At 61.9% G+C, this 24193-nt stretch carries 22 protein-coding genes; 11 read left to right on the top strand and 11 right to left on the bottom strand.

Annotated features, from left to right (window positions below):
- Positions 1 to 19 precede the first annotated feature (19 nt).
- Positions 20 to 394, top strand: coding sequence for a hypothetical protein (locus AB1495_RS02520; RefSeq protein ID WP_074634687.1), 375 nt, complete (start codon positions 20 to 22; stop codon positions 392 to 394).
- Between the two features lie 163 nt (positions 395 to 557).
- On the opposite strand, the gene glyA is transcribed toward AB1495_RS02520, so the two are convergent.
- Positions 558 to 1835: a serine hydroxymethyltransferase gene (glyA, locus tag AB1495_RS02515; RefSeq protein WP_074634686.1), complete on the bottom strand. Its 1278-nt coding sequence runs from the start codon at positions 1833 to 1835 to the stop codon at positions 558 to 560.
- Positions 1836 to 2006: 171 nt separating this feature from the next.
- Here glyA and AB1495_RS02510 point away from each other — a divergent pair, with 171 nt between their 5' ends.
- Together AB1495_RS02510 and AB1495_RS02505 are read left to right on the top strand one after the other, a co-directional pair.
- On the top strand, positions 2007 to 2762 hold the full coding sequence (locus AB1495_RS02510) for an NAD kinase (RefSeq protein ID WP_005849487.1): 756 nt from the start codon (positions 2007 to 2009) through the stop codon (positions 2760 to 2762).
- 111 nt (positions 2763 to 2873) lie between these two features.
- Positions 2874 to 3071, top strand: a complete 198-nt coding sequence (locus tag AB1495_RS02505) for a CsbD family protein (protein ID WP_005849485.1) — start codon at positions 2874 to 2876, stop codon at positions 3069 to 3071.
- 71 nt (positions 3072 to 3142) lie between these two features.
- Here AB1495_RS02505 and AB1495_RS02500 read toward each other — a convergent pair whose 3' ends face one another.
- Positions 3143 to 5038, bottom strand: a complete 1896-nt coding sequence (locus AB1495_RS02500; protein WP_005849483.1) for a propionyl-CoA synthetase — start codon at positions 5036 to 5038, stop codon at positions 3143 to 3145.
- 304 nt (positions 5039 to 5342) lie between these two features.
- Here AB1495_RS02500 and AB1495_RS02495 point away from each other — a divergent pair, with 304 nt between their 5' ends.
- Positions 5343 to 5471 carry a malic enzyme gene (locus AB1495_RS02495; RefSeq protein ID WP_074634685.1) on the top strand — a complete coding sequence of 43 codons (129 nt, stop codon included), beginning with the start codon at positions 5343 to 5345 and terminating at the stop codon, positions 5469 to 5471.
- Between the two features lie 60 nt (positions 5472 to 5531).
- Here AB1495_RS02495 and AB1495_RS02490 read toward each other — a convergent pair whose 3' ends face one another.
- The gene (locus tag AB1495_RS02490; RefSeq protein ID WP_005849479.1) at positions 5532 to 7805 is read right to left on the bottom strand and encodes an NADP-dependent malic enzyme; all 2274 of its coding nucleotides are present in this window, start codon (positions 7803 to 7805) and stop codon (positions 5532 to 5534) included.
- A gap of 252 nt (positions 7806 to 8057) precedes the next feature.
- Here AB1495_RS02490 and AB1495_RS02485 point away from each other — a divergent pair, with 252 nt between their 5' ends.
- The 5 genes from AB1495_RS02485 to AB1495_RS02465 all read left to right on the top strand — a co-directional run bounded on the left by AB1495_RS02485 (position 8058) and on the right by AB1495_RS02465 (position 13178).
- The gene (locus AB1495_RS02485; protein ID WP_074634684.1) at positions 8058 to 8453 is read left to right on the top strand and encodes a cytidine deaminase; all 396 of its coding nucleotides are present in this window, start codon (positions 8058 to 8060) and stop codon (positions 8451 to 8453) included.
- Between the two features lie 3 nt (positions 8454 to 8456).
- A complete protein-coding gene (locus AB1495_RS02480; protein ID WP_074634683.1) occupies positions 8457 to 9761 on the top strand; it encodes a thymidine phosphorylase in 1305 nt (434 codons plus the stop codon).
- The gene (locus tag AB1495_RS02475) at positions 9761 to 10954 is read left to right on the top strand and encodes a phosphopentomutase (RefSeq protein WP_074634682.1); all 1194 of its coding nucleotides are present in this window, start codon (positions 9761 to 9763) and stop codon (positions 10952 to 10954) included. Before AB1495_RS02480 ends, AB1495_RS02475 begins: the two co-directional genes overlap by 1 nt.
- 175 nt (positions 10955 to 11129) lie before the next feature.
- Positions 11130 to 11762, top strand: a complete 633-nt coding sequence (upp, locus tag AB1495_RS02470; RefSeq protein WP_037945097.1) for a uracil phosphoribosyltransferase — start codon at positions 11130 to 11132, stop codon at positions 11760 to 11762.
- Positions 11763 to 11852: 90 nt separating this feature from the next.
- Entirely contained in the window at positions 11853 to 13178 is a 1326-nt protein-coding gene (locus tag AB1495_RS02465) for an SPOR domain-containing protein (RefSeq protein WP_244268813.1), read from the top strand.
- Between the two features lie 87 nt (positions 13179 to 13265).
- On the opposite strand, the gene AB1495_RS02460 is transcribed toward AB1495_RS02465, so the two are convergent.
- On the bottom strand, positions 13266 to 14279 hold the full coding sequence (locus AB1495_RS02460) for a hypothetical protein (RefSeq protein WP_037966171.1): 1014 nt from the start codon (positions 14277 to 14279) through the stop codon (positions 13266 to 13268).
- Between the two features lie 105 nt (positions 14280 to 14384).
- Here AB1495_RS02460 and AB1495_RS02455 point away from each other — a divergent pair, with 105 nt between their 5' ends.
- Complete coding sequence (locus AB1495_RS02455; protein WP_005849471.1) at positions 14385 to 14909, top strand: GNAT family N-acetyltransferase; 525 nt, start codon at positions 14385 to 14387, stop codon at positions 14907 to 14909.
- A 6-nt stretch (positions 14910 to 14915) separates the two neighbouring features.
- Here AB1495_RS02455 and AB1495_RS02450 read toward each other — a convergent pair whose 3' ends face one another.
- Positions 14916 to 16541 (bottom strand): AMP-binding protein, encoded by a 1626-nt coding sequence (locus AB1495_RS02450; protein WP_074634680.1) that lies wholly within the window; start codon positions 16539 to 16541, stop codon positions 14916 to 14918.
- A gap of 140 nt (positions 16542 to 16681) precedes the next feature.
- Between AB1495_RS02450 and AB1495_RS02445 the strand changes: the two genes are divergently transcribed.
- Entirely contained in the window at positions 16682 to 17332 is a 651-nt protein-coding gene (locus AB1495_RS02445) for a sulfotransferase family 2 domain-containing protein (protein ID WP_074634679.1), read from the top strand.
- A gap of 86 nt (positions 17333 to 17418) precedes the next feature.
- Here the strand turns inward: AB1495_RS02445 and AB1495_RS02440 are convergent, their stop codons facing one another.
- The 6 genes from AB1495_RS02440 to AB1495_RS02415 all read right to left on the bottom strand — a co-directional run bounded on the left by AB1495_RS02440 (position 17419) and on the right by AB1495_RS02415 (position 24165).
- The gene (locus tag AB1495_RS02440; protein ID WP_074634678.1) at positions 17419 to 19620 is read right to left on the bottom strand and encodes a 3-hydroxyacyl-CoA dehydrogenase NAD-binding domain-containing protein; all 2202 of its coding nucleotides are present in this window, start codon (positions 19618 to 19620) and stop codon (positions 17419 to 17421) included.
- Entirely contained in the window at positions 19621 to 19848 is a 228-nt protein-coding gene (locus AB1495_RS02435) for a hypothetical protein (protein ID WP_244268811.1), read from the bottom strand.
- Between the two features lie 97 nt (positions 19849 to 19945).
- Positions 19946 to 21157: an acetyl-CoA C-acetyltransferase gene (locus tag AB1495_RS02430; protein WP_005849466.1), complete on the bottom strand. Its 1212-nt coding sequence runs from the start codon at positions 21155 to 21157 to the stop codon at positions 19946 to 19948.
- Between the two features lie 18 nt (positions 21158 to 21175).
- Positions 21176 to 21814 (bottom strand): glutathione S-transferase family protein, encoded by a 639-nt coding sequence (locus AB1495_RS02425; RefSeq protein WP_074634677.1) that lies wholly within the window; start codon positions 21812 to 21814, stop codon positions 21176 to 21178.
- Between the two features lie 302 nt (positions 21815 to 22116).
- Positions 22117 to 22329 (bottom strand): hypothetical protein, encoded by a 213-nt coding sequence (locus tag AB1495_RS02420; RefSeq protein ID WP_005849464.1) that lies wholly within the window; start codon positions 22327 to 22329, stop codon positions 22117 to 22119.
- Positions 22330 to 22383: 54 nt separating this feature from the next.
- A complete protein-coding gene (locus tag AB1495_RS02415) occupies positions 22384 to 24165 on the bottom strand; it encodes an acyl-CoA dehydrogenase C-terminal domain-containing protein (RefSeq protein ID WP_074634798.1) in 1782 nt (593 codons plus the stop codon).
- Positions 24166 to 24193: the final 28 nt, after the last annotated feature.

Genomic DNA, 24193 nt, shown 5'->3' with positions numbered 1-24193 from the left:
GACCGTTTAGGGTTGAAACATGCTGGATCAAAAAGACCTAGAGACCAAGGCACGTGAAATGCAGCGCGGCTTGCAGGCAAAGCTGGGTGTGCAGGGGCGCGATGTCTCTCATGCGTTGGCGCGCGCAGGGCGCCGTCTGCCCGCGCGGGTGCGGCGTGAGGGCAAGGTCTTTGCACAGGCGGCTTTTATGGCGCGCAACCCCAAGATGGCACGCAGGCTCGAGGGGGCAACGGTGCAGTCCGCCTATGACCGCGTGATGGAGCATCTTGCCGGGATCGACGTGGCCGAACGGCGCAAGGACCGCTGGCTTGGTCTTGCGGCCAGTGTGGCGTTCAACCTGATGTGCGTTGCGGTGGCGTTCATCACATTTCTGTGGTGGCGCGGCTACGTCTGACGGGCGCTGCTGTTACGATCGAATACGCAAAAGCCCCGCTGCGGACCTGCAAGCGGGGCTTTGTTTTTAGGCGTGGTTTGGGGCGCTGCCCCGCCCTTGCGGGCCCCCCGGGATTTAATCCATTTGGAAGGGCCCGGGGCACATCGCTTTGAAGGTTGGGGCTTTAGAGGTTGGGGTAGATCGGGAAGCGGGCGCAGAGCGCTTCGACTTCGGCTTTGACCTTGGTTTCGACCTCGGCGTTGCCATCGGCACCATTGGCAGCCAGCCCGTCGACAACCTCGATGATCCAGTCGGCGATCTGACGGAATTCATCCTCACCAAACCCGCGTGTTGTTGCCGCAGGCGAGCCCAAACGGATGCCGGAGGTGACCATGGGCTTTTCAGGGTCAAACGGCACACCGTTCTTGTTGCAGGTGATATGCGCGCGGCCCAGAGCTTTTTCGGTGTCGTTCCCTTTGACGCCTTTGGGGCGCAGGTCGACCAGCAGCAGGTGGGTGTCGGTGCCATGGGTGATCGTGTCGAGCCCGCCTTTGATCAGCTGGTCGCTGAGTGCTTGGGCGTTCTTGATGACCTGTTGGATGTAGGTCTTGAACTCGGGCTTGAGCGCTTCACCAAAGGCCACGGCCTTGGCCGCGATCACATGCATCAGCGGGCCACCCTGAATACCGGGGAAGATGGCCGAGTTGAACTTTTTCGCCAGCGCTTCGTCGTTGGTCAGGATCATGCCGCCGCGCGGACCGCGCAGGGTTTTATGCGTGGTGGTTGTCGCCACATGCGCATGGGGGAAGGGGGAGGGGTGTTCGCCCGCAGCGACCAGACCGGCAAAATGGGCCATGTCCACCTGCAGGTAGGCACCGACCATATCGGCAATCTCGCGCATCCGCTTGAAGTCGATCTGGCGCGGGATGGCGGAACCGCCGGCGATGATCAGCTTGGGCTGGTGTTCCTTCGCGAGCGCTTCGACCTGGTCATAGTCAAGCTGGTTGTCTTGTTTGCGCACGCCGTACTGGATGGCGTTGAACCATTTGCCGGATTGGTTCGGCTTGGCCCCGTGGGTCAGGTGGCCGCCCGCGTCGAGGCTCATGCCCAGAATGGTGTCACCGGGTTGCAGCAGCGCGGTGAACACGCCTTGGTTGGCTTGGCTGCCCGAATTCGGCTGCACGTTGGCGAAATCGCAGTTGAACAATTTGCACGCGCGTTCAATCGCCAGGTTTTCCGCCACATCGACAAAATCACACCCGCCATAATAGCGACGGCCCGGGTAGCCTTCGGCGTATTTGTTGGTCATCACCGACCCCTGCGCCGCCATGACAGCCGCAGACACGATGTTTTCGGAGGCGATCAGTTCGATCTCGTTACGCTGGCGACCCAGCTCGTCTGTAATGGACCCGAAGATTTCGGGATCGGCTTCGGACAGGGGGGTGGTGAAAAAACCGGACATGGGCGTGGTTCCTTTGACTACGTGTGCGGGTTGCGGGCTATCTAGCTTAATCCGGCACGGGGGTGAAGGTCGTAATGCGCCGGTCGCACCGTCATATGCGGCAAAGCTGGTAGGTCGGCGCGATATGTGGTTCTTTTGACTGTGAATATCCCTCATTGGAAACATCCGCCCATGAAGATCGCTTTTATCGCCAGCCGCTCTGATGTAGCACAGGATGCGTTGACGGCGCTGAGCGCGCGATACGGCAATGTCACGCGCGAGGAGGCAGAGGTTATCGTCGCGCTCGGGGGGGACGGGTTCATGCTGCAGGCGCTGCACGACTCGCAAGAGCTGTCGACGCCGGTCTATGGCATGAACCGCGGCACCATCGGGTTCTTGATGAACGCCTATGCCGAAGAGGATCTGGTGGATCGTCTACGCGCAGCAGAAGAGGCGGTGATCAACCCGCTGGTGATGGTCGCCACACATGCGAATGGCGAGACTTCCAAGGCGCTGGCCTTGAACGAGGTCGCCTTGCTGCGCGAGGGGCCGCAGGCCGCCAAGCTGCGGATCAGCGTCGACGGGCGCGTGCGGATGGAAGAGCTGGTCTGCGATGGTGCGCTGGTGGCGACGCCTGCCGGGTCCACCGCCTATAATTACTCCGCGCACGGCCCGATCCTGCCGATTGGCGCGGATGTGCTGGCCCTGACGGCGATGGCGGCGTTTCGGCCACGGCGCTGGCGCGGGGCTTTGCTGCCGAAAACGGTGACCGTGCGCTTTGATGTGCTGGAGCCCGCCAAACGTCCTGTGATGGCCGACGCCGACGGGAATTCCTACCGCGATGTCGTTGCGGTCGAGATCACCTCGGACCCGTTGATCAAGCACCGTATCCTGTTCGATCCGGGCCACGGTCTGGAAGAACGGCTGATCAGCGAGCAGTTCAACTAATCCGCGTTTCAGGCGGAACCGCGGTGCCTTTGGCGCGTTGATATTGCGAGACGCATGAGAGGCCATTCAGGTGCTTTCATCGTTTGGAATTTTAGCAAAAGGAGACCTGACATGAATTGGGATACAATCAAAGGTAACTGGAGCCAGATGACCGGTAAGGTCAAAGAAGAATGGGGTGATCTGACCGACGATGACCTGACAGAAGCCGCCGGCGAACGCGACCAGCTGGTCGGCAAGATTCAGGCGCGCTACGGCGTTGCCAAAGACGAGGCGGAGCGTCAGGTAGACAGCTTCGTGGCCAAACACTAACTGGCCTGGATATTGAATAGAAAAGGCGGCTGTTACAGCCGCCTTTTTCGCGTTCTGGGGTGCCGGATCTATCAGGTGTCCTTGGCGTAGCCGATGGTTTGCAGCGCCGACTTTATCTCGTCCAGAATGGCCGGATCGTCGATCGTCGCGGGCAGCTTGAACGGCTCTGCATCGGCCAGTTTGACCATCGTCGCCCGCAGGATCTTGCCTGAACGCGTCTTGGGCAAGCGATCCACCACCAGCGTCATCTTATAGGCAGCCACTGGCCCGATCTGGTCACGCACCCGTTGCTGGCATTCGGCTGCAATCTCGGCATGGGGGCGGTCGACCCCTTTGGACAGGCACACAAACCCCATCGGAGCCTGTCCTTTCAGCGGATCGCTGACGCCGATCACGGCACATTCAGCCACATCGGGGTGGCCTGCCAGAACCTCCTCCATCGCGCCGGTGGACAAGCGGTGACCGGCGACGTTGATCACGTCATCGGTGCGCGCCATGATATAAAGATATCCATCCTCGTCGATCCTGCCCGCATCCCCCGTTTCGTAGTATCCGGGATAGGTCGTAAGGTAACTTTTGCGGAAGCGATCTTCGGCATTCCACAGGGTGGGCAACGTGCCGGGAGGCAGGGGCAGCTTGATCGCGATAGACCCCAAAGTGCCAGCGGGTTGCGGTTCACCCGCCTCGTTCAGGATTTGCACGTCATAACCCGGCATCGGCACCGTGGGGGAGCCGACCTTGACCGGCAGCGCCTCTAGTCCGGCGGGGTTGCCCACGATGGTATAGCCGGTTTCGGTTTGCCACCAATGGTCATAGACGGGTATGCCCAGCTTTTCCTGCGCCCAGATCACGGTGTCTGGGTCAGCGCGCTCGCCCGCGAGATACAGCGCGCGCAGGCAGGAAATGTCATATTTGCCAATCTCCTCGCCCTTGGGATCTTCGCGTTTGACGGCGCGGATCGCGGTGGGGGCGGTAAAGAAGCTGCGGACATTGTGTTCGGAAATGACGCGCCAGAAGGTGCCCGCATCGGGTGTGCCCACGGGCTTGCCTTCGAACACGACGGTGGTGTTGCCATGCACCAGCGGGCCATAGCAGATATAGCTGTGCCCCACGACCCAGCCCACATCGGAGGCGGCCCAGAAGACATCGCCCGGATCGACGTTGTAGATGTTCTTCATCGTCCAGTTCAGCGCCACCAGATGCCCCGCGGTTTGGCGCACCACGCCCTTGGGCGCGCCGGTCGTGCCCGAGGTGTAAAGAATGTAGGCGGGGTGGTTGCCCTCCACCGCGACGCAGGGCGCGGGGGTGGTGCCTTTTTGCGCCGCGTGCCAATCCAGATCGCGCCCCGGTGTCAGATCGCAGGGGGCCTGTTCGCGTTGCAGGATCAGGCAGAAATCGGGTTTGTGGTCGGCCTGTTCAATGGCCCCGTCAAGCAGCGGCTTATAGGCCACGACGCGCGCTGGTTCCAACCCGCAGGAAGCGGCGATGATCGCTTTGGGGGTGCAGTCGTTGATCCGCACGGCGAGTTCGTTCGAGGCAAAGCCGCCGAACACGACCGAATGTACCGCCCCGATCCGTGCGCAGGCGAGCATCGCCTCAAGCGCTTCGGGCACCATCGGCATATAGATGATCACGCGGTCGCCTTTGCCCACGCCATTGGCCTGTAGCGCACCGGCGACAGCGGCGACGCGGGTTTGCAGCTCGGCAAAGGTGATCTTGGTCTGGGTGCCGGTGATCGGGCTGTCATGGATGATCGCCACCTGATCGGCACGGCCGTTTTCCACATGGCGGTCAACGGCGTTGTAGCACGCATTTACTTTGGCGTCGGCGAACCATTCGTACAGATCATTGCCCTTGTCGAACAACGCCTGACGGGGCGCTTCCTCCCAATCGATGGCTTTGGACTGCTCTAGCCAGTAGGCTTCAGGGTTGTCCTGACAGCTTTTGTAAATGTCGTGATATCCCATATGCGGCTCCCTCCCGTGAACGCGAATACCATTTGGTAGGCCACGGCCGCGGGAAAGAGCAAGAGCTTGCGCCTATATCGCGGCCATCCGGCAACAAAGTTTACAGCCGCTCCCCCGCGCGCGGTGTCAAAATTTACAAGCGCGTTTCGGCCTATTTCCGGTAGCGCACAGAATTTCGCGCAGCTCATGTCGAATATGACCTACCGCGTCGAATTTGGATCAGATCAATCGCGCAAAGGGGCGCAGCATCGCGGTTAGGGACGGCATGTCGCCGCCCTTCGTCTTTGAACAAAGGTTCAGAACAATGGGTGATAAGCTCGCCAACAAGAAGAAAAAGGCCAAAGCAGACGCACGGCCTGCCAAGCCGATGCCAAGCAGCGTGTCTGACATCAAGGCACCCTTTGCGGCCAAGGGCGCCAAACCGGCCAAGTAATTCCGGCCGGTTCCGGTCCATGCGCCGCCCCGTATAAGGGCGGCGTTTTCACGCGGGGCGTCAGCCGTATTCGGCGACCGGCGTACCGGCGATCGCACCGACGTTCAGCAGCCCGCGCGCGGTGATCGACGGAGAGACGATATGGGCACGGTTGCCCATCCCCATCAGGATCGGCCCAACCTCAAGCCCGCCTCCCTTCATCTTCAGAATATTGCGCACGCCCGATGCCGCATCCGCATGGGCAAAGACAAGAACATTCGCAGCACCTTCCATCCGGTTCGAGGGCAGCAGACGGCTGCGCAGCTCGGGGTCGAGTGCGGCATCGATGTTCATCTCGCCCTCATAGCAGAAATCATGGTTGCCCGCATCCAGCAGCCGCAGCGCCGCGCGCAGACGTTTGCCCGACCCTTCGCCCTGATTGCCGAACTGGCTTTGCGAACACAGGGCGATCTTGGGCTCGATGCCGAAACGTTGCACATGGCGCGCGGCACCGATGGCGATCTCGGCGATCTGTTCGGGGGTGGGGTGCAGATGCACCTGCGTATCCGCGATAAACAGCGGCCCATCTTCCAGGATCATCAGCGACAGGGCCCCATGGGGGCGCCGCCCGTCGCGACCGAGAACCTGTTCGATATAATTCATATGCCAGCGGAATTCCCCGAAGGTGCCGCAGATCAGACTGTCGGCCTCTTCGCGGTGCACCATCACCGCGCCGATGGCGGTGGTATTGGTGCGCATGATGGCGCGCGCGATATCAGGCGACACGCCGCGGCGGGCCATCAGGTTGTGATAGGTCTCCCAATAGTCGCGGTAGCGCGGGTCGTTTTCGGGGTTCACCAGATCCACCGTCTCGCCCAGCTTGATTGTCAGACCAGCCTTTTCGATGCGCCGTTCGATCACCTCGGGGCGGCCGATCAGGATCGGGCGTTCCTTGGTTTCCTCCACCATGGCTTGGGCGGCGCGCAGCACGCGTTCGTCTTCGCCTTCGGCAAAGACGATCCGGCGCGGGGCCACGCGCGCGGCCTCGAACACGGGGCGCATCAGCATGGACGATTTGAAGACCGAGCTGTCCAGCTTGTGGCGATAGGCGGCCAGATCCTCGATCGGGCGGGTGGCGACGCCGGTGTCCATCGCGGCTTTCGCCACGGCGGTAGACACGACCCCGATCAGGCGCGGGTCAAAGGGTTTGGGGATCAGGTAGTCGGGGCCAAAGGTCAGCTGTTCGCCCTGATAGGCGGCGGCAGCCTCGGCCGAGGTGGTGGCACGGGCAAGCGCGGCGATCCCGTCGATACAGGCGATCTTCATCTCGTCATTGATGGTGGTTGCCCCCACATCCAGCGCACCGCGGAAGATAAAGGGGAAGCACAATACGTTGTTGACCTGATTGGGAAAATCCGACCGGCCCGTTGCGATAATCGCGTCAGGGGCCACCGCGCGGGCGAGATCGGGCATGATCTCCGGCGTGGGGTTGGCCAGCGCAAAAATGATCGGCTGCGGCGCCATTTTCTGCACCATTTCGGGGCTCAGGACACCGGGACCAGAGAGCCCGAGGAACAGGTCGGCATCATGGATCACGTCGGCCAGATCACGCAGGTCGGATTTCTGCGCGTATTCCGATTTGATCGGGTTCATGTCGATCTCGCGGCCCTCGTAGACCAGACCGTGAATGTCACAAAGCCAGACGTTCTCGCGCTTCACGCCGAGTTTCAGCAGCATGTTCAGACAAGCAATGCCCGCCGCGCCGCCGCCTGTGGAGACGATCTTGATGTCCTCGAACTTCTTGCCCGCCACGAAAAGCGCGTTCTTCACGGCGGCCCCAACGACAATCGCAGTGCCGTGCTGGTCGTCGTGGAAAACCGGAATGTTCATTCGCTCGCGGCAGATGCGTTCGACGGTAAAGCAATCGGGGGCCTTGATGTCTTCGAGGTTGATCGCGCCGAAGGTCGGCTCTAGTGCGCACACCAGTTCGGCGAGCTTTTCGGGGTCATTCTGGTCCAGCTCGATGTCGAAACAATCGATATTGGCGAATTTCTTGAAAAGGACGGCCTTGCCCTCCATCACCGGTTTGGAGGCCAGCGCGCCGATGTTGCCGAGCCCCAGAACCGCCGTGCCATTGGTCACCACACCCACAAGGTTCGCGCGGGTGGTGTAATGCGCGGCTGTGGTCGGGTCGGCCTTGATCTCAAGGCAGGCTTCGGCCACGCCGGGGGAATAGGCGCGCGCCAGATCGCGGCCGTTCGCCAGTGGTTTGGTCGCGCGCACTTCGAGTTTTCCGGGCTTGGGGAAAGCGTGATAGTCAAGTGCGGCTTGGCGCAGATTGGGCGCATCGGTCATGTTTTGGCGGTCCTTTAAGAGAGTAGTTTAGCGTTAAACTATTTTACCAGCCGCGCCAACACGACTTTTGGAGCGGGGCGTGTCACCGCCCATGCGGCGCAGATTGTAGGGCGGGAAGGGGGCCAGCCCCCATCGTGGCAGGCCACGATTCCCCCGGAGTTTGTCTGGCAAAATGAAGCATGGCATTTTTCCGCTTTTGGCATCGCAACTTTGGCGAAAGGTTTTTATAGTTTTGTGAAACTTGGGGGAATTATGACCAGTGATTTGCGACAGCACGCCAGCGCCGTGCAGGAAAATGCCTATGCGCCCTATTCCAATTTCAAGGTGGGGGCCGCGTTGCGCACGGCCTCGGGTGCGGTGTTTGTCGGCTGCAACGTGGAAAACGTCGCTTACCCGGAAGGCACCTGTGCCGAAGCCGGTGCCATCGCCGCCATGATCGCGGCGGGCGAGACGGCTTTTGTCGAGGCTTATGTGATTGCGGGCAGCCCCACGCCCGTCACCCCCTGTGGCGGCTGCCGTCAGAAACTGGCGGAATTCGGTGAGGGGGACGCGCGGGTGACCATGGCGACCCTGTCGGGCGTGGAAGAGGTGATGACCATGGCCGAGCTGTTGCCCGGTGCCTTTGGCCGCGCGCATATGGAGGGCTAAGTCATGGATGCCCGCGCGATCCTGTCCAAACTGCGGCACCGGCGGTCGCTGAACCGAGAAGAGCTTGTCTGGTTCGCGATGGCCCTTGCCGACGGGCGGGTCAGTGATGCGCAGGCGGGGGCCTTTGCGATGGGGGTCTGTCAGGTCGGGCTGAGCGATGTCGGCCGTGTGGCCCTGACGCTCGCCATGCGCGACAGCGGGCGGGTGTTCGACTGGGATCTGAACGGGCCGGTGCTGGATAAACATTCGACGGGCGGTGTGGGCGATTGCGTCAGCCTTGTGCTGGCCCCTGCCTTGGCCGCCTGCGGGGCCTATGTGCCGATGATCTCGGGCCGTGGGCTGGGGCATACCGGCGGGACGCTGGATAAGCTTGAGGCCATTCCGGGTGTGAATACCACATTGGACGAGGCGCAGTTTCGCGCCGTGGTGGCGAAGGCAGGCTGTGCGATTGTCAGTGCGACCGACGGTATCGCCCCCGCAGACAAGCGGCTTTATGCGGTGCGCGATGTGTCATCGACCGTGGACAGCCTCGATCTGATCACCGCGTCGATCCTGTCGAAGAAGCTGGCGGCGGGGCTGGATGGTTTGGTGTTGGACGTCAAGGTCGGCAGCGGTGCCTTCATGAAAGATCTGGCGCAGGCGCAGGCGCTGGCGACGGCGCTGACCAAGACCGCAAACGCCAGCGGGTGCCGGACGACGGCGGTTATCAGCGATATGAGCCAGCCCCTGGTGCCGAGCCTTGGGAACGCGCTGGAAGTGGCCGAGGTGATGCGCGTGCTGACGGGGCACAACAAGGGGCCGATTGTCTCGGTCTGTGCGGCTCTTGGGGGGGTGTTGCTGGCCAATGCAGGTCTGGCGGGCGATGTGCAGGTCGGGGCGGATATGATCGTGCAGGCGATCCGGTCGGGCCGCGCGGCGGAACGCTTTGGCGTGATGATCGCGGCCATGGGCGGGCCTGCGAAGTTTGTCGAAAACTGGACGCGGTTCCTGCCCGAGGCGACGATCATCGGAGAGGTCCCCTCACCGAAAACCGGATATGTAACCGCGATTGATGGCGAGGCCTTGGGCCTTGCGGTCGTCGCTTTGGGCGGCGGGCGTGCGGTCGAGACGGACCAGATCAACCCGGCCGTGGGGATTTCGGATGTCGTCCGCCTAGGCGCGAAAGTATCGTCCAAGGGGCCACTGGCGGTGGTTCATGCCGCCCGCGCCGGTGACGCAGAGCGGGCCGCACAGGCGGTGCGCGGTGCGATTACCATCGGCCCGAAGCCGGTCGCCGTGCCGGATTTGATTGTAGAGAGGGTCGGCTGATGGCGCGTGCTTTTCTGGTTGTGATGGATTCAGTCGGTATCGGCGGTGCCCCCGATGCGGACACCTTCTTTAACGGGCGCGTGCCGGACACCGGCGCGAATACCCTTGGTCATATCGCGCAGGCCTGTGCGGAGGGCCGTGCAGAAGACGGGCGCAGCGGCCCATTGAACGTGCCGCATATGGCGTCGCTGGGGCTTGGCCCCGCGATTGAACTGGCCAGCGGGCTGCATATCGCAAGCCTTGATGGCGCCGTCAGCGGCACATGGGGCGCGGCGACCGAAATCTCGCGCGGCAAGGATACGCCCTCGGGCCATTGGGAATTGGCCGGTTTGCCGGTCCCGTGGGAGTGGCATTACTTTCCCGATGTGTCGAAGTCCTTTCCGCCTGCGCTTGTTGCGCAGCTTGCGGCCTTTGCCGGCACGGACGAGATTTTGGGGAATTGCCACGCCCCCGGCACCGCCATTATCGAGGAGTTCGGCGCGCAGCATATAAAGACCGGTTTCCCGATCTGCTATACCTCGGCCGACAGCGTGTTGCAGATCGCCGCGCATGAAGAGAGTTTCGGCCTGCAACGGCTGTTGGAGCTATGCGAAAACATGGCCCCGATCGCGCATGAGATGAAAGTCGGACGGGTGATCGCGCGTCCCTTCGTCGGGGATGCGCAAAGCGGTTTTACCCGCACCACCAACCGTCGTGATTTTGCGATCACGCCACCCGCGCCGGTGCTGAGCAACTGGGTGCAGGACAGTGGTGCCCGTGTTTATGCCGTTGGAAAGATCGGTGACATCTTTTCGATGACCGGTTTTGACGAGGTGCGCAAAGGGTCTGACGAGACGTTGATGGGGCATCTTGGTGATCTGGTTGAAAGCGCCGAGGACGGCAGCCTGACGTTTGCGAATTTTGTGGAGTTTGACAGTCTTTATGGGCATCGGCGCGATGTGTCGGGCTATGCCCGCGCGCTTGAGTGGTTTGATGCCGAGATCGGTAAGCTGCTGGGGCAACCGCGTGACGGGGATTTGCTGGTGCTGACCGCAGATCACGGGAACGACCCGACATGGGTGGGCACCGACCACACCCGCGAACGGGCGCCGGTTCTGGTGGCAGGGCAGGGCGCTGGCAGCTTGGGGCAGATCGGTTTTCGCGATGTCGCTGGGCTGGTGGCGCGGCATCTTGGGGTTGCGGTGCCCGACTAAACCCTGTTCGGCGGCGTATCGGTCGGGTGGGGGCCAGCCCCCATCGCGGCAGGGCCGCGATCCCCCCGGAGTTTGACTGGCAAAATGAAGCTGGCGAAGATGCGATGGTTGCGGGGCACGGCTTTTCGGGGCATGAGTTCAGCCAAGTAATATGGAGAGCGCCCCGATGTCCGATATCGTTGAACACCTGACCGTCGTTAATCATCCGCTGGTGCAGCACAAGCTGACAATCATGCGGGATAAATCCACATCGACCGCGGCGTTCCGCCAGTTGCTGCGCGAGATCAGCCAGCTTCTGGCCTATGAGGTGACCCGCGGCCTGCCGATGACGACCAAGCGGATCGACACGCCGATGCAGCCGATGGACGCACCTACGCTGGACGGCAAGAAGCTGGCGTTGATCTCTATCCTGCGGGCGGGCAACGGCTTGATGGACGGCGTGCTTGAGCTGATCCCGTCGGCACGGGTAGGTTTTGTTGGCCTGTATCGTGACGAGGAAACGTTGCAGCCGGTAGAATACTATTTCAAAGTGCCAGAGGGTATGGACGACCGTCTGGTGATCGCCGTGGACCCGATGCTCGCCACTGGTAATTCATCCGTGGCTGCGATCGACATGCTGAAGAAAGCCGGTGCGACCAATATCCGCTTCCTGTGTCTGCTGGCGGCCCCCGAAGGCGTGGCCCGCATGAAAGAGGCGCATCCCGATGTGCCGATCGTCACCGCGGCGGTCGACGAGAAGCTGAACGAGCAGGGGTATATCATTCCCGGGCTTGGTGACGCCGGTGACCGGATGTTCGGGACCAAGTAAGGCGCAAAATGGGCGATCCGGTGATCAGGGTGCTTTACTCTGAAACCGGGATCGCGCATGGTTTATTTACTACATTGTGTGGGGGCGCAGATGAAATTTACTAGTATTGTGGCAGTTGCGGCATTGATGACGACGTTTGGGGCAGGTATTTCCCAAGCGCAAAGCTTTCGCGATCAACCGGCGGAATTCCCGTCGGCCTCGTATAAGGGCAAGCAATATGTCGACAGCAAAGGCTGTGTGTTTATTCGGGCCGGTATCGACGGCAATGTGACCTGGGTGCCGCGCGTGTCGCGCAAACGTCAGGGTGTCTGCGGCTTCAAGCCGACCAATGTGCAGACAGCGGCCAGCGCGCCTGCCGGTGGTGCTGATGCGCCGGTGCAGATCACCGTGAACAACGCGCCCGCCGCGGCCAAACAGCCCACGGTTGCGGCACGCCCTCTGCCACAGCGCAAGGCCAAGCCGGTTGTTGTACGCCAGAAAGCACCCAAGCCGGTGCGCCAGCCGGTACCACGCTCGGTCGACGTGCCAGCCGCACCGCGCGCGCAAGCGCCGGTGGCGGTGGCGCAGGTGCCGACCACCTGTGCCGGACGCTCTGCCATCAGCCAGCAATACTCCGGGTCGCGGACCAAGGGGCTCGCCGTGCGTTGCGGCCCACAAACCGCGCCGATCCTGCCCTCCACCGCGCAGGCCGGGGCCGTGGCATCTGCGCCGTCCTATGGGGCAGCCACAGGCAGCGTCACAACTACGGCGAGACCCGCAGCGGCGCATGCGCATACGCGGATCGTGCCGAAACATGTCGCGATCAACCGCCAGAACACCTATGCCAACGTCTCGGTGCCCAAAGGATACCGCCCCGTGTGGGAAGACGACCGTCTGAACCCCAAGCGGGCCGAACAGAACCTTGAGGGGCGGTCCAAGATGTTGTTGATCTGGACCAACACCGTGCCGCGCCGTCTAGTGAACCAAAGCACAGGGCAGGACGTGACCGCGCGTTTGCCGCTGGTCTACCCCTATACCTCGGTCGAGCAGCAGCGCCGCGAGTTGGGCGAGGTGACCTTTGCCAAGCGCAACGGCCAGCTGGTCAAACGTATCGTACGCAACAAGAACGCAGCGCCTGCCGCGCGCAAGCCGGTTTACTCTAGCCGTTCGACCCCCAAGCCAGTCGCCACAGCCCCAGCGACCCCGCGTGCCGCGGGCAAGACCTATGTGCAGATCGGCGTCTATGGGGACAGCGCGAACGCGCAGCGTGCGGCACAACGTATCGCGCGGATGGGGATGGGCGCGCGCATCGGCAAGTCCACCCGCGGCGGCAAGACCTATCTGTCGGTGCAGGCGGGGCCCTTTGGCGCGTCCTCTGCACCTGCGGCTTTGGGTAAGTTGCGCGGTGCCGGTTACGGCGATGCCTACATCCGCTGACGCAACCGCACGACAGTGCAGATAAAAGGCCAGTCGGGGCGATCCGGCTGGCCTTTTGCGTTGAAGGTCGGAGTGTGTATCTCTGCCTTAGCCGCCGCAGATATTTTGCAGCCGTAGCCAGTCGGCATCGTTCAGCAGAGGGTCGGTTTCCTTGCCGTTCATCGGATCGCCTTCGATCAGGGGCAGCACCGTCTCTCCGGTGATGTCACGGGCTTGCGCGTAAGGCGTGCTGTGCAGGCGCTGTTTTTCGAAACGGGCAAGCAGGGCGTCAACGGGCGGTTCCGGCGCGGGTTCGGCCATCAGATGTTCGGCGTAGCGTGTGAGGGCCGCATCCGAGACATCGCCTGTGGTCAGCAGGCGGAAGTTTTCGCGGATGCCGATGGTGGCGAGCATATGTTCAAGCGGGTCCGTGACGGCGCGTTTCGCTTGCTCCGCCAGAATATAGCCGCCCGCGATATCGGGGGACTCGTAATCCTCGAACAGGGTCTTGTTCAGCACGATCAGCCCGCCGGGCAGGTGCAGGCTGGGGCGGGTCATGGCGGGCAGAACCACCATCGGATCAGACGACAGCCGCGCGCCGAGCTTTGCCAGCGCCGTGCGCCCGCGGGCGTTGGTACAGGCGGGGCCGGACACCCGTTCGATCTTTTTCAGCAGCGCCGCCCCGATGGAGGCGCGTTTGACCTTGGGCACCACCCGCAGCGTGTGATCTTGCAGCGCACCCGGCAGCCAGAACAGCGCCACCGCCGCCACCACCAGCGCCGAGGTCAGCACCCCGGCAAAGCGCAGCCGCCCCGGGCGGGGGCGACGGCGTTCGACCACGCGGCGCAGGGTTTCGATGGCGTCGATCATCTCTCCCTCGCTGTCGGGGATTTCCAGCGTTTCACTGGGGTCGCCGTCGGGGTGGAAAATCGCGGGGCGGGTGCCGGGGTTTGAACGCGCCAAAGCCGCCAGTGACCAATGGGTCAGCGCCTGATCCTTGAGGTCGGAAATCACCAGTGTCGCATCGCCGATCGACACGATGACCTCGCGACGTTGGGCATCGGGGGCCGAACGCCATAGTCCGGTTGCTTCCAACCGGGCGTATTTGGAAAGGGCTGTCATATCCTGAAGTATAGTGCCTAACTGTTTTGGATAGTTTACCACCTGACACGGGTTGAGCAATGGGTGGACTTAAGACAGCATAGGAGAATTCGAAAGGAGCGTCCCATGCAGATCAAGCCCGCACATCCCGATGATGCCGCCAGACTTGTCGAGATCTGGTATCGTGGTTGGCATCAGGCCCATGCCGATGTCGTGCCGCCCGCCTTGACCGCCCTGCGCAGTTTCGAAGAGTTCACGATGCGGATGCGGGTGCACCTTAAGCATACGCAGGTGGTCTGGGTCGAAGGGCAGATCGCCGGGTTCTTCATGGTGGACCATGACGAGATCTACCAGTTCTACGTCAGTGATGCCTTTCAGGGCAGCGGTCTGGCGCAGCAGATGATGGCGGCGACGGAAGCAGAACTGGGACATGGGCTGAAATGGCTGGCCTGTTCGGTTGGCAACACCCGTGCCGCGCGGTTCTATGAGGCCTGCGGCTGGGTGCAGGCGGGCACAATCCCTTACGAGGTCGAAACCGGCGAGGGGCCGTTGCAGATTGACGTTTGGCGGTACGAAAAACGGCTCGGCCCGCAAGAGCAGGCAGAGGCGGTGATCGTCGCCGATCCGGTTGTCACACAGCGCGCGATGTAGACTGCACTAAAGCCTGGCGGCCTGCGCGCGCAGTTCGAATTTCTGGATCTTCCCGGTCGAGGTTTTCGGCAGCTCTTGAAACACCACGCGTTTGGGTGCTTTGAACCCCGCAAGCGTGTCGCGCGCAAAGGCGATCATGGCGGCTTCGTCTCCGCTCCGGCCGGGTTTCAGCTCGACAAAAGCACAGGGCACTTCGCCCCATTTCTCGTCCGGTTGCGCGACAACGGCGGCGAGGTTCACATCCGGATGGCCCATCAATACGCCTTCGACCTCGACGGACGAGATGTTCTCGCCGCCCGAGATGATGATGTCCTTGGCGCGGTCGGCGATCTGCATATGTCCGTTCGGATGCTGCACCGCCAGATCGCCCGAATGGAAATACCCGCCCGCAAAGGCCGCGCGCGTGGCGGCGGGGTTCTTGAAATACCCTTTCATCACCGAATTGCCGCGGATCATGATCTCTCCCTGTGTGGCAGCGTCCAGCGGGACTTGGGCCATTTCGCTGTCCATGACGGTGATCTCTTCCATCATCGGCATGGCGACGCCCTGACGGGCCTTGATCGCGGCGCGCTCGGCCCCTTGGGCGCTGTCCCATGCGGGATCCCACAGACATTCAGTGACATGGCCGTAGGTCTCGGTCAGCCCGTAGACCTGCGTGACGTTGAACCCCAAAGCTTCGATCTTGGACAGGGTGGCAGGGGCAGGGGGCGCACCGGCGGTGAAGACCTCCACCTGATGATCAAAGGCGCGGCGTTCGTCTTCCGTCGCGTTCACCATCATGTTCAGCACGATGGGGGCACCGCCAAAATGGGTCACGCCTTCGTTGGCGATGGCGTCATAGATCGCGGCGGCAGTGATGTCGCGGCAGCAGACCAGTGTGCCCCCCAAGAGGGGCATCATCCACGTGTGGTTCCAGCCGTTGCAGTGGAACAGCGGTACGATCTGCATGAACACGGGCCGCATCACCATACGCCAGCTGACCACCGTGCCCATGGTCATCAGATAGGCACCGCGATGGTGATAGACCACGCCCTTGGGCCGCCCCGTCGTGCCAGAGGTATAGTTTAGCGCAAGGCTTTCCCATTCGTCGTCGGGCATGATCCAGTTGAACGCAGGGTCGCCGGTGGCGATGAAATCATCGTATGTGGTGTGGCGACCCGTTGCCGGGAACCCCGCCGCAGGGTCAGGCACTTCGATCAGCAGCGGCGGCGGGCCGTCGAGCGTTGCACAGGCCGCTTCTGCCAGATCGACGAACTGCGTATCGACCAGCAGCACCCGCGCTTCGCCGTGGTCGAGAATGTAGCCCACCGTATCCACATCCAGCCGCGTGTTGATGGTGTTAAGCACGGCACCGCAGGCGGGCACGCCGAAATGCGCCTCTGCCTGCGCGGGGATATTGGGCAGGATCGTCGCCACAACCTGACCCGGTTCAACCCCCGTCGCCACCAAGGCCGAAGCAAGCTGCGAACAGCGCGCATGGTACTGCGCATAGCTCACCCGATGCGCGCCGTAGATCACCGCCGTCATATCGGCAAAGACATGGGCCGCGCGTTTCAGGTGCGACAGCGGCGTGAGCGGCACGTAATTCGCGGCGCATTTGTCCAACCCGTTTTCGTTCGTCATCCAGCCCATGGCGCACCCTGTCTTTTTTCGCTTTGTCCCGGTTACTATTGCGCAGCATCCCCCGTTTTGGGAAGGATGATAAAAGCAGGGCAGAGGCAGGATATGGGCACGAGCGTAAAGCGGCCAACCACAGATGCGGCGGGGCGGTCATGATCATCAGCCGCGGGCGCAATTATATCTTTGTGCATATCCCCAAGACCGGAGGCACGTCCCTTGCGCTCGCGCTGGAAGCGCGCGCAATGAAAGAGGATCTGATGCTGGGCGACACGCCCAAGGCGGTCAAGCGGCGCAAGCGTCTGGCAGGGGCCGCGTCGGCAGGGCGGCTTTGGAAACACGCAACCCTCGCCGATATCGAGGGCGTGGTCACCCGCCAAGAGATTGCCCAGATGTTCGCCTTTGCGCTTGTGCGTAACCCGTGGGACCGGATGGTCAGCTATTACCATTGGCTGCGCGCGCAGGGGTTCGATCATCCCGCCGTGGGGCTTGCCAAGTCGCTGGCGTTTGACGCCTTCGTGCAGACGCCTACCGTGCAGGGCAGCCTTCTGGCCTCTCCCTACGGGTCATATATGCGTGACGGGGCAGGCGAGGATCAAAGCAACCTGTTCATCCGGATCGAGCATTTCGCGCAGGACGCGCAGCCGCTGTTCGACCATCTGGGCTTTGATCTGACGTTGCCGCATGCGAATGCGTCGGACCGCGCGGCGGGCTATCGGGACTACTACACCCCCCAAACCCGCGACCTGATCGCCACGACCTGCGCCGAGGATATCGCGCGTTTCGGCTACAGCTTCGACGGCTGAGCGCGCGGGCGGTACATCTCCCGCAAAGCAAAACGGCCAGCAAGAACTGCTGGCCGCTTCCGTTTTCTCTATCGGGCGTTGCCGTCTTAGGCGGCTTTGGCGTCCGGCCCGAAGCGACCATAGAAGGTCTGGTTCTTCTCGGCCATTTCACGCAGCAGGTCAGGGCATTTGAACCGCTCGCCGAACTGCGCTTCAAGCTGGTCACAACGTTCCGCGGCATAGGGCGTGCCGATGATGTCGAGCCAGCTGAACGGGCCGCCGGACCAGGGCGCAAAGCCCCAGCCAAGGATCGCGCCCACGTCGCCTTCGCGGATGTCTTCCAGCACGCCTTCTTCCAGCGCACGTACCGCTTCGAGCACTTGCACGAACATCAGACGGTCCTGCACATCGCGCAGGTCTGGCTGTTCCTCGGCCAGCGGGAACTTGTCGTGCATCCCCTTCCAATAGCCCTGACGCTTGCCCTTTTCGTCATAGTCAAAGAAGCCCGCGTTCGCCTTGCGGCCCAGACGGCCCAGATCTTCCATCCAGAAGATCAGATCATCGGCTTGGCTGGCAGGATAGGCATTGCCCATGGCCGCCTTGGTCGCGCGGGCAATCTTGGCCCCCAGATCGATCGAGGTCTCATCGGTCAGCTGCACCGGCCCCACAGGGAAACCCAGAAGCTGTGCCGCGTGATCGACCAGTTGCGGTGCCGCCCCTTCGGTGATCATCCGCGCGCCTTCGTTGGCATAGGGGATGATGCAGCGGTTGGCATAGAAGAAACGCGCGTCGTTGACCACGATTGGCGTCTTGCGGATCTGGCGCACATAGTCGAGCGATTTGGCCACCGCACGGTCGCCAGTCTCGGCACCCTTGATGATCTCGACCAGCGCCATTTTTTCGACGGGCGAGAAGAAGTGGATGCCGATGAACTGATCCGCCCGGCTAGACGCTTTGGCCAGCTCGGTGATCGGCAGGGTCGAGGTGTTGGAGGCAAAGATGCAATCCTCGGGGATCACGGCTTCGACCTTCTTGGTCATCTCGGCCTTGACGGCAGGGTCTTCGAAGACGGCTTCGATGATCAGGTCACAGCCTTTCAGCGCGTCCAGATCGGTGGTCGCGGTGATCAGATCAAGGGCGGCGGCTTTCTTCTCCTCGGTGGATTTCTTGCGCGCGATGCCCTTGTCAAAGAAGCTGGCGGAATAGGCTTTGCCCTTGTCAGCGGCTTCTTGGGTTTGGTCGATCAGCACGACTTCGATCCCGGCTTGCACGGACACAAGCGTGATGCCCGCACCCATCATGCCAGCGCCCAGAACGCCCAGTTTCTTGACGCGCTGATCGGTAACACCTTCGGGACGTACCGCGCCTTTTTCCAGCGCTTCCTTGTTCAGGAACAGCGACCGGATCATGGCAGAGGAGGACGGGTTCAGCAGGATGTTGGTGAACCAGCGCGCCTCGATCTTCAGCGCGGTATCAAACGGCACAAGCGAACCTTCGTAAACGGCGCTCAGCAGGGCCTTGGCCGCAGGGAAGGCACCTTGGGTCTTGCCGTTGACCATCGCATTGGCCCCGACGAAGGTCATGAAGCCCGCAGGGTGATAGGGGGCACCACCGGGCATCTTGTAGCCCTTGGCGTCCCAGGGTTTCAGAATGTCCGCATCCTTGGCATTCAGCACCCATTCTTTCGCGGCGGCTACCGGATCAGCGACGACTTCGTCGATCAGACCGGCAGATTTCGCAGCAGCAGGCGCAACCATCTTGCCTTCCAGCAAGAAGGGCGATGCGGCCATCGCGCCGAGTTTGCGCGCCAGACGGGTGGTACCGCCCGCGCCGGGGAAGATACCGACCATAATCTCGGGCAGGCCGATACGCGCCTTGGGGTTGTCTGCGACAAAGATGCGGTGCGTGGCGAGCGGCAGTTCAAGCCCGATGCCCGCGGCTGTGCCGGGCAGGGCAGAGGCAATCGGCTTGCCGCCCTTGTTGGTCTTGGCGTCCATGCCCGCGCGTTCGATCTTGCGCAGCAGAGCATGCATTTTCATCGTGCCGTCAAACAGCCCTTGCGCCGGATCATCGCCCGCGTCTTCGCGCATCTTGGCAAGCAGGTTCAGGTCCATACCACCGGCAAAGGACCCGTCCTTGCCAGAGGTGATCACGGCCCCCTTGATGGCGTCGTCGGACAGGACCGTGTCGATGATGCTGTCCAGCTCGGACAGGCCCTCGATCGACATGACGTTCATGGATTTTCCGGGCACGTCCCAGGTGATGATGGCGACGCCGTCGGCGTCTGTCTTCATGGTGAAATCGGTCATTTAAATCTCTCCCTGATTTGGAGTGTGTTGCGAGCGCTGAGGCGTATAGTCAGCGAATTTTTCAAGCAGTGAGCGGATCAAGGCGATGGTGGCTTCTGGGCCTTTGTCGCAGTCTTCCTCGCTTAGCAGTATCCGTTTGAAGTCCTTGAACCGCTCGCGGTCATAGCTGTCGCTTGGATCGTTGCGATGCTTGAAGAACAGCGGCGGCGTGGCCTGATACAGGCGCACATATTGCCCCCGCGTTCTTCTGCGAGCTTAAGGTCCCTCAACCCACGCCGCGCTGCCAGATCGGCCACAGCGTGGAAAGGATGCGGCTGGTCGCCCATCAAACGCGCTCGATGATGGTGGCGGCGCCCATGCCGGAGGCGATACAGAGCGTGGCCATCCCGACTTCCTTGTCCGAACGCTCAAGCTCGTCCAGCAGCGTGCCGATGATCATCGCGCCGGTGGCACCCAAGGGGTGACCCATGGCGATCGACCCGCCGTTCACGTTGACCTTGCTTTCATCAACGTCGAACGCCTGCATGAAGCGCATGACCACGGCGGCAAAGGCTTCGTTGACCTCGAACAGATCGATGTCGTTGATGTTCATGCCATTGTCGGCAAGGATCTTTTCGGTCACGGGAACAGGACCGGTCAGCATGATGGTCGGGTCGGTCCCGATCTTGGCGGTTGCACGGATGCGCGCGCGTGGCTTGAGGCCGTATTTCTCGCCGAATTCCTTGTTCCCGATCAGCACAGCCGCCGCACCGTCCACGATGCCCGAGGAGTTCCCCGCGTGGTGGATGTGGTTGATCTTCTCGAGGTGCGGATATTTCATCAGCGCGACCTTATCAAAGCCAGGCATGACCTCGCCCATCTGCTGGAACGCAGGGTTCAGCGACCCGAGCGACTGCATGTCGGTCTGGGGGCGCATGTATTCGTCATGGCTGAGGATCGACAGGCCGTTCTGGTCCTTGATCTCGATCACGGATTTATCAAAGCGTCCTTCGTCCCAGGCTTTCTTGGCACGCTGCTGCGACTGCATCGCCAGCTTGTCGGCCTCGTCACGGGTAAAGCCGTATTCGGTCGCGATGATGTCAGCCGAGATGCCCTGCGGCACGAAATACCGCTCCATTGCGAGCGAAGGGTCAACGGCAATCGCAGCACCGTCGCTGCCCATCGCCACGCGGCCCATCATTTCAACGCCACCGGCGATATAGCCCATGCCCGCGCCACCGCGCACCTGGTTGGCGGCAAGGTTCACAGCTTCCATGCCAGAGGCGCAGAAACGGTTGATGGCAAGGCCGGGGATGCGTTCATCCAGATCGGATGCCAGCACGGCCGAGCGCGCCAGACAGCCGCCCTGTTCCATCACCTGGGTCACGTTCCCCCAGATCACGTCCTCGACGGCGTGGCCTTCGAGGTTGTTGCGCTCTTTCATCGCATTGAGCGTCAGCGCGGACAAGCGCAACGAAGTCAGCTCGTGCAGGGCGCCGTCTTTGCGGCCCTTGCCACGCGGGGTGCGCAGGGCGTCGTAGATATATGCTTCGGTCATGTGGTGTCTCCCTTTGGGTCAGGCGCGGTCAGCAGGGCTGCCGGGCATCAGGTCGTAGGGGGCTTTCCAGCCCGGTGTGTCGCTCAGACGCGTGAGCCACGCGTCGATATGGGGCCAGTCCTTGCGGACAAAGCCGAAAGGCTCGGGGTAATACAGATAGCCGCAGCAGCTCAGATCGGCGTTGGTGATCCCGTCGCCGACAATCCAGTCGCGGCCGTTCAGATGGTCGTTCAGCACGGCATAGGCAGCAGACAAACGCCCCTGCATAAAGCCGATGACTTCTTTGGGCTGCTTGTCTTCGGGCAGGAAGTTCATCAAAAAACGCGTCATACCGGCGTTCGAGCTGAGCTTGTGGTTGTCCCACAGCACCCACCGCAGGATCTCGCGGCGCTCTTCGGGATTGCCCCCGCCGAATTTGCCGGATTGCTCCGAGACATAATCCTGGATCACGCCGGATTGGGTCAGACGGATATCGCCATCAATCATCACCGGCGCTTCGCCCATGTTGTTGATCGTCGTGCGGTAATCCTGCGTGCGGGTTTCGCCGCCGAAGAAATCAACTTTCACCGGCTCCCAGTCGAGCCCCGACAGCTGCAGCGCAAGCGCCGCCTTATAGGCGTTTCCGCTTTCGCCGAAGCAATGCAGTTTGATGGTCATCTGAACCCTCCCTCAAGTCCTGTGTGTCGATCGTCGTCCCGTGGGGGGTTTCACACCCCCACACCCCCGTGGAGTTTATCCGGCAAAATGAAGATGCGCGGGTTTGCGTTAATCAGTTACTAATCATCCTGTCGTATTCAACCCCCGCGCGGCAGGCTGGAGAGCTGAGCCGCGTGCAAAGTGAAGCCCTGCTTTGGTCGTGCGGGTCGCAGGATCAGGGCAGGGTGTTTGCGCTTCATTTTGCCCCTTAAACTCTCCCCGAAGGGTCGGGTTCGGCAGGGCGTTCAGGGCGTGGTGGTGTGCTACCTCTTTCGTCCGTCCAGTTCCGCGTTGAACAGCCGCAGTCGCGCGGTCAGGTTCTCTTCGTCGATCACGCTGTTGAAGTTCTCGAAGAGAAACGACAGCGCTTCGCCTTCATCCAATCCGGCCTCTGCCGCAAATTTCTTCAGGCGGCGGTAGCCGTCTTCGGTCATGGCGACAGGGAAGCGGCGGGTCAGGCGGAAACGTTTGGGCATCGGGCGTCCTTTCAGTCAGCATCGGAGTGGGGGATGTCCCCACCCCGGTGCAACCTAGAAGTTTGCCGCGTCCAGCGCCATCACAGTATCCGCGCCGGTTTCGATCCGCTTTAGGTGCAGCGAAGTCGCGGGCAGTTGACGGGCCATGTAGAAACGGCCGGTTGCCAGCTTGGTCTCGTAGAAAGACGCGTCGCCGGTGCCATCTTTCAGCGCTTTCTTCGCGGCTAGACCCATTTTCGCCCACATCAGGCCCAGACAGACATGCCCGAACATATGCATGAAGTCATTCGACCCCGAGAGCGCGTTGTTGGGGTTCTTCATGCCGTTCTGCATGAAGTACATGCCCGCCGACTGCAGATCTTTGCTGGCAGCCTTCAGCGGCTCCATAAAGCTGGCGTCGAACTCGGCGTCCTGGCCTGCGTTTTCCTTGATGAAGGTCTTGACCATATCAAAGAAGGCCATGACGTGTTTGCCACCGTCCTGCGCCAGCTTGCGGCCCACGAGGTCCAGCGCCTGAACGCCATTGGCCCCTTCGTAGATCATGGCGATACGGGCGTCGCGGGTGAACTGGGACATGCCCCATTCCTCGATATAGCCGTGGCCGCCATAGACCTGCTGCGCCTTGACCGTCATGTCATAGCCGATGTCGGTCAGGAAGCCTTTGATGACGGGGGTCATCAGCGAGACAAGCCCGTCGGCATCCTTGTCATCCGCGCGGTGCGCCGCGTCGATCAGGCTGGCCCCCCAGAGAATGAACGCCCGCGCCCCTTCGACAAAGGATTTCTGCTCCATCAGGCTGCGACGGATATCGGGGTGGACGATCAGCGGATCGGCAGGCTTGTCGGGGTGCTCTGTGCCGGTGACGGCACGGCCTTGCAGGCGGTCCTTGGCGTAGGCCAGCGCGTTCTGATAGGCCACATCGGCCTGCGCCAGACCCTGCATGCCGACGCCCACGCGGGCTTCGTTCATCATGGTGAACATCGCGCGCATGCCTTTGTGTTCGTCACCCAGCAGGTAGCCGACCGCGCCGTCATAGTTCATCACACAGGTAGAGTTGCCGTGGATGCCCATTTTCTCTTCGATGGAGCCGACGGACACCGCGTTGCGTTCGCCAAGCGCGCCGTCTTCCTTGACCATGAACTTGGGCACGATGAACAGCGATACGCCCTTGATGCCTTCGGGGCCGCCTTCGATCTTGGCCAGCACCAGATGGATGATGTTATCGGCCATGTCGTGTTCACCGGACGAGATAAAGATCTTCTGGCCGGTGATCTTATAGCTGCCGTCTTCCTGTGGCGCTGCCTTGGTGCGCATCAGGCCCAGATCGGTGCCGCAGTGGGGCTCTGTCAGGTTCATGGTGCCGGTCCATTCGCAGGACACCATGTTGGGCAGATACGTATCTTTTTGTGCGTCAGAGCCGTGGGCGAGGATCGCCGAGGCCGCACCGTGGGTCAGGCCCTGATACATGGTGAACGCCTGGTTGGACGCCGAGAACATCTCGCCCACGGCGGTGCCGAGGATATAGGGCATGTTCTGGCCGCCGTATTGCTCTGGCATGTCCAGACCGGTCCAGCCGCCTTCCTTGACCTTCGCAAAGGCGTCCTTGAACCCTTTGGGGGTGTAGACGACGCCGTTCTCCAGACGGCAGCCTTCCTGATCACCCACCGCGTTCAGCGGGGCGAGGACTTCGGAGGTCAGCTTGCCTGCTTCTTCCAGAATGGCAGAGGTGAAATCCGCCTCAAGCTCGTCGTAACCGGGGGTGGACGACGCGGTGACGTTCAGCACATCGTGCAGGACGAATTGCATATCCTTGATCGGGGCGGTGTAGCTCGGCATGTGGTGTTCTCCCTTGGCCATCTGGCCG

This window comes from Sulfitobacter pontiacus (genome assembly GCF_040790665.1).
Lineage (GTDB): Bacteria > Pseudomonadota > Alphaproteobacteria > Rhodobacterales > Rhodobacteraceae > Sulfitobacter > Sulfitobacter pontiacus.
This window is presented reverse-complemented; position numbering and strand designations above follow the sequence as displayed.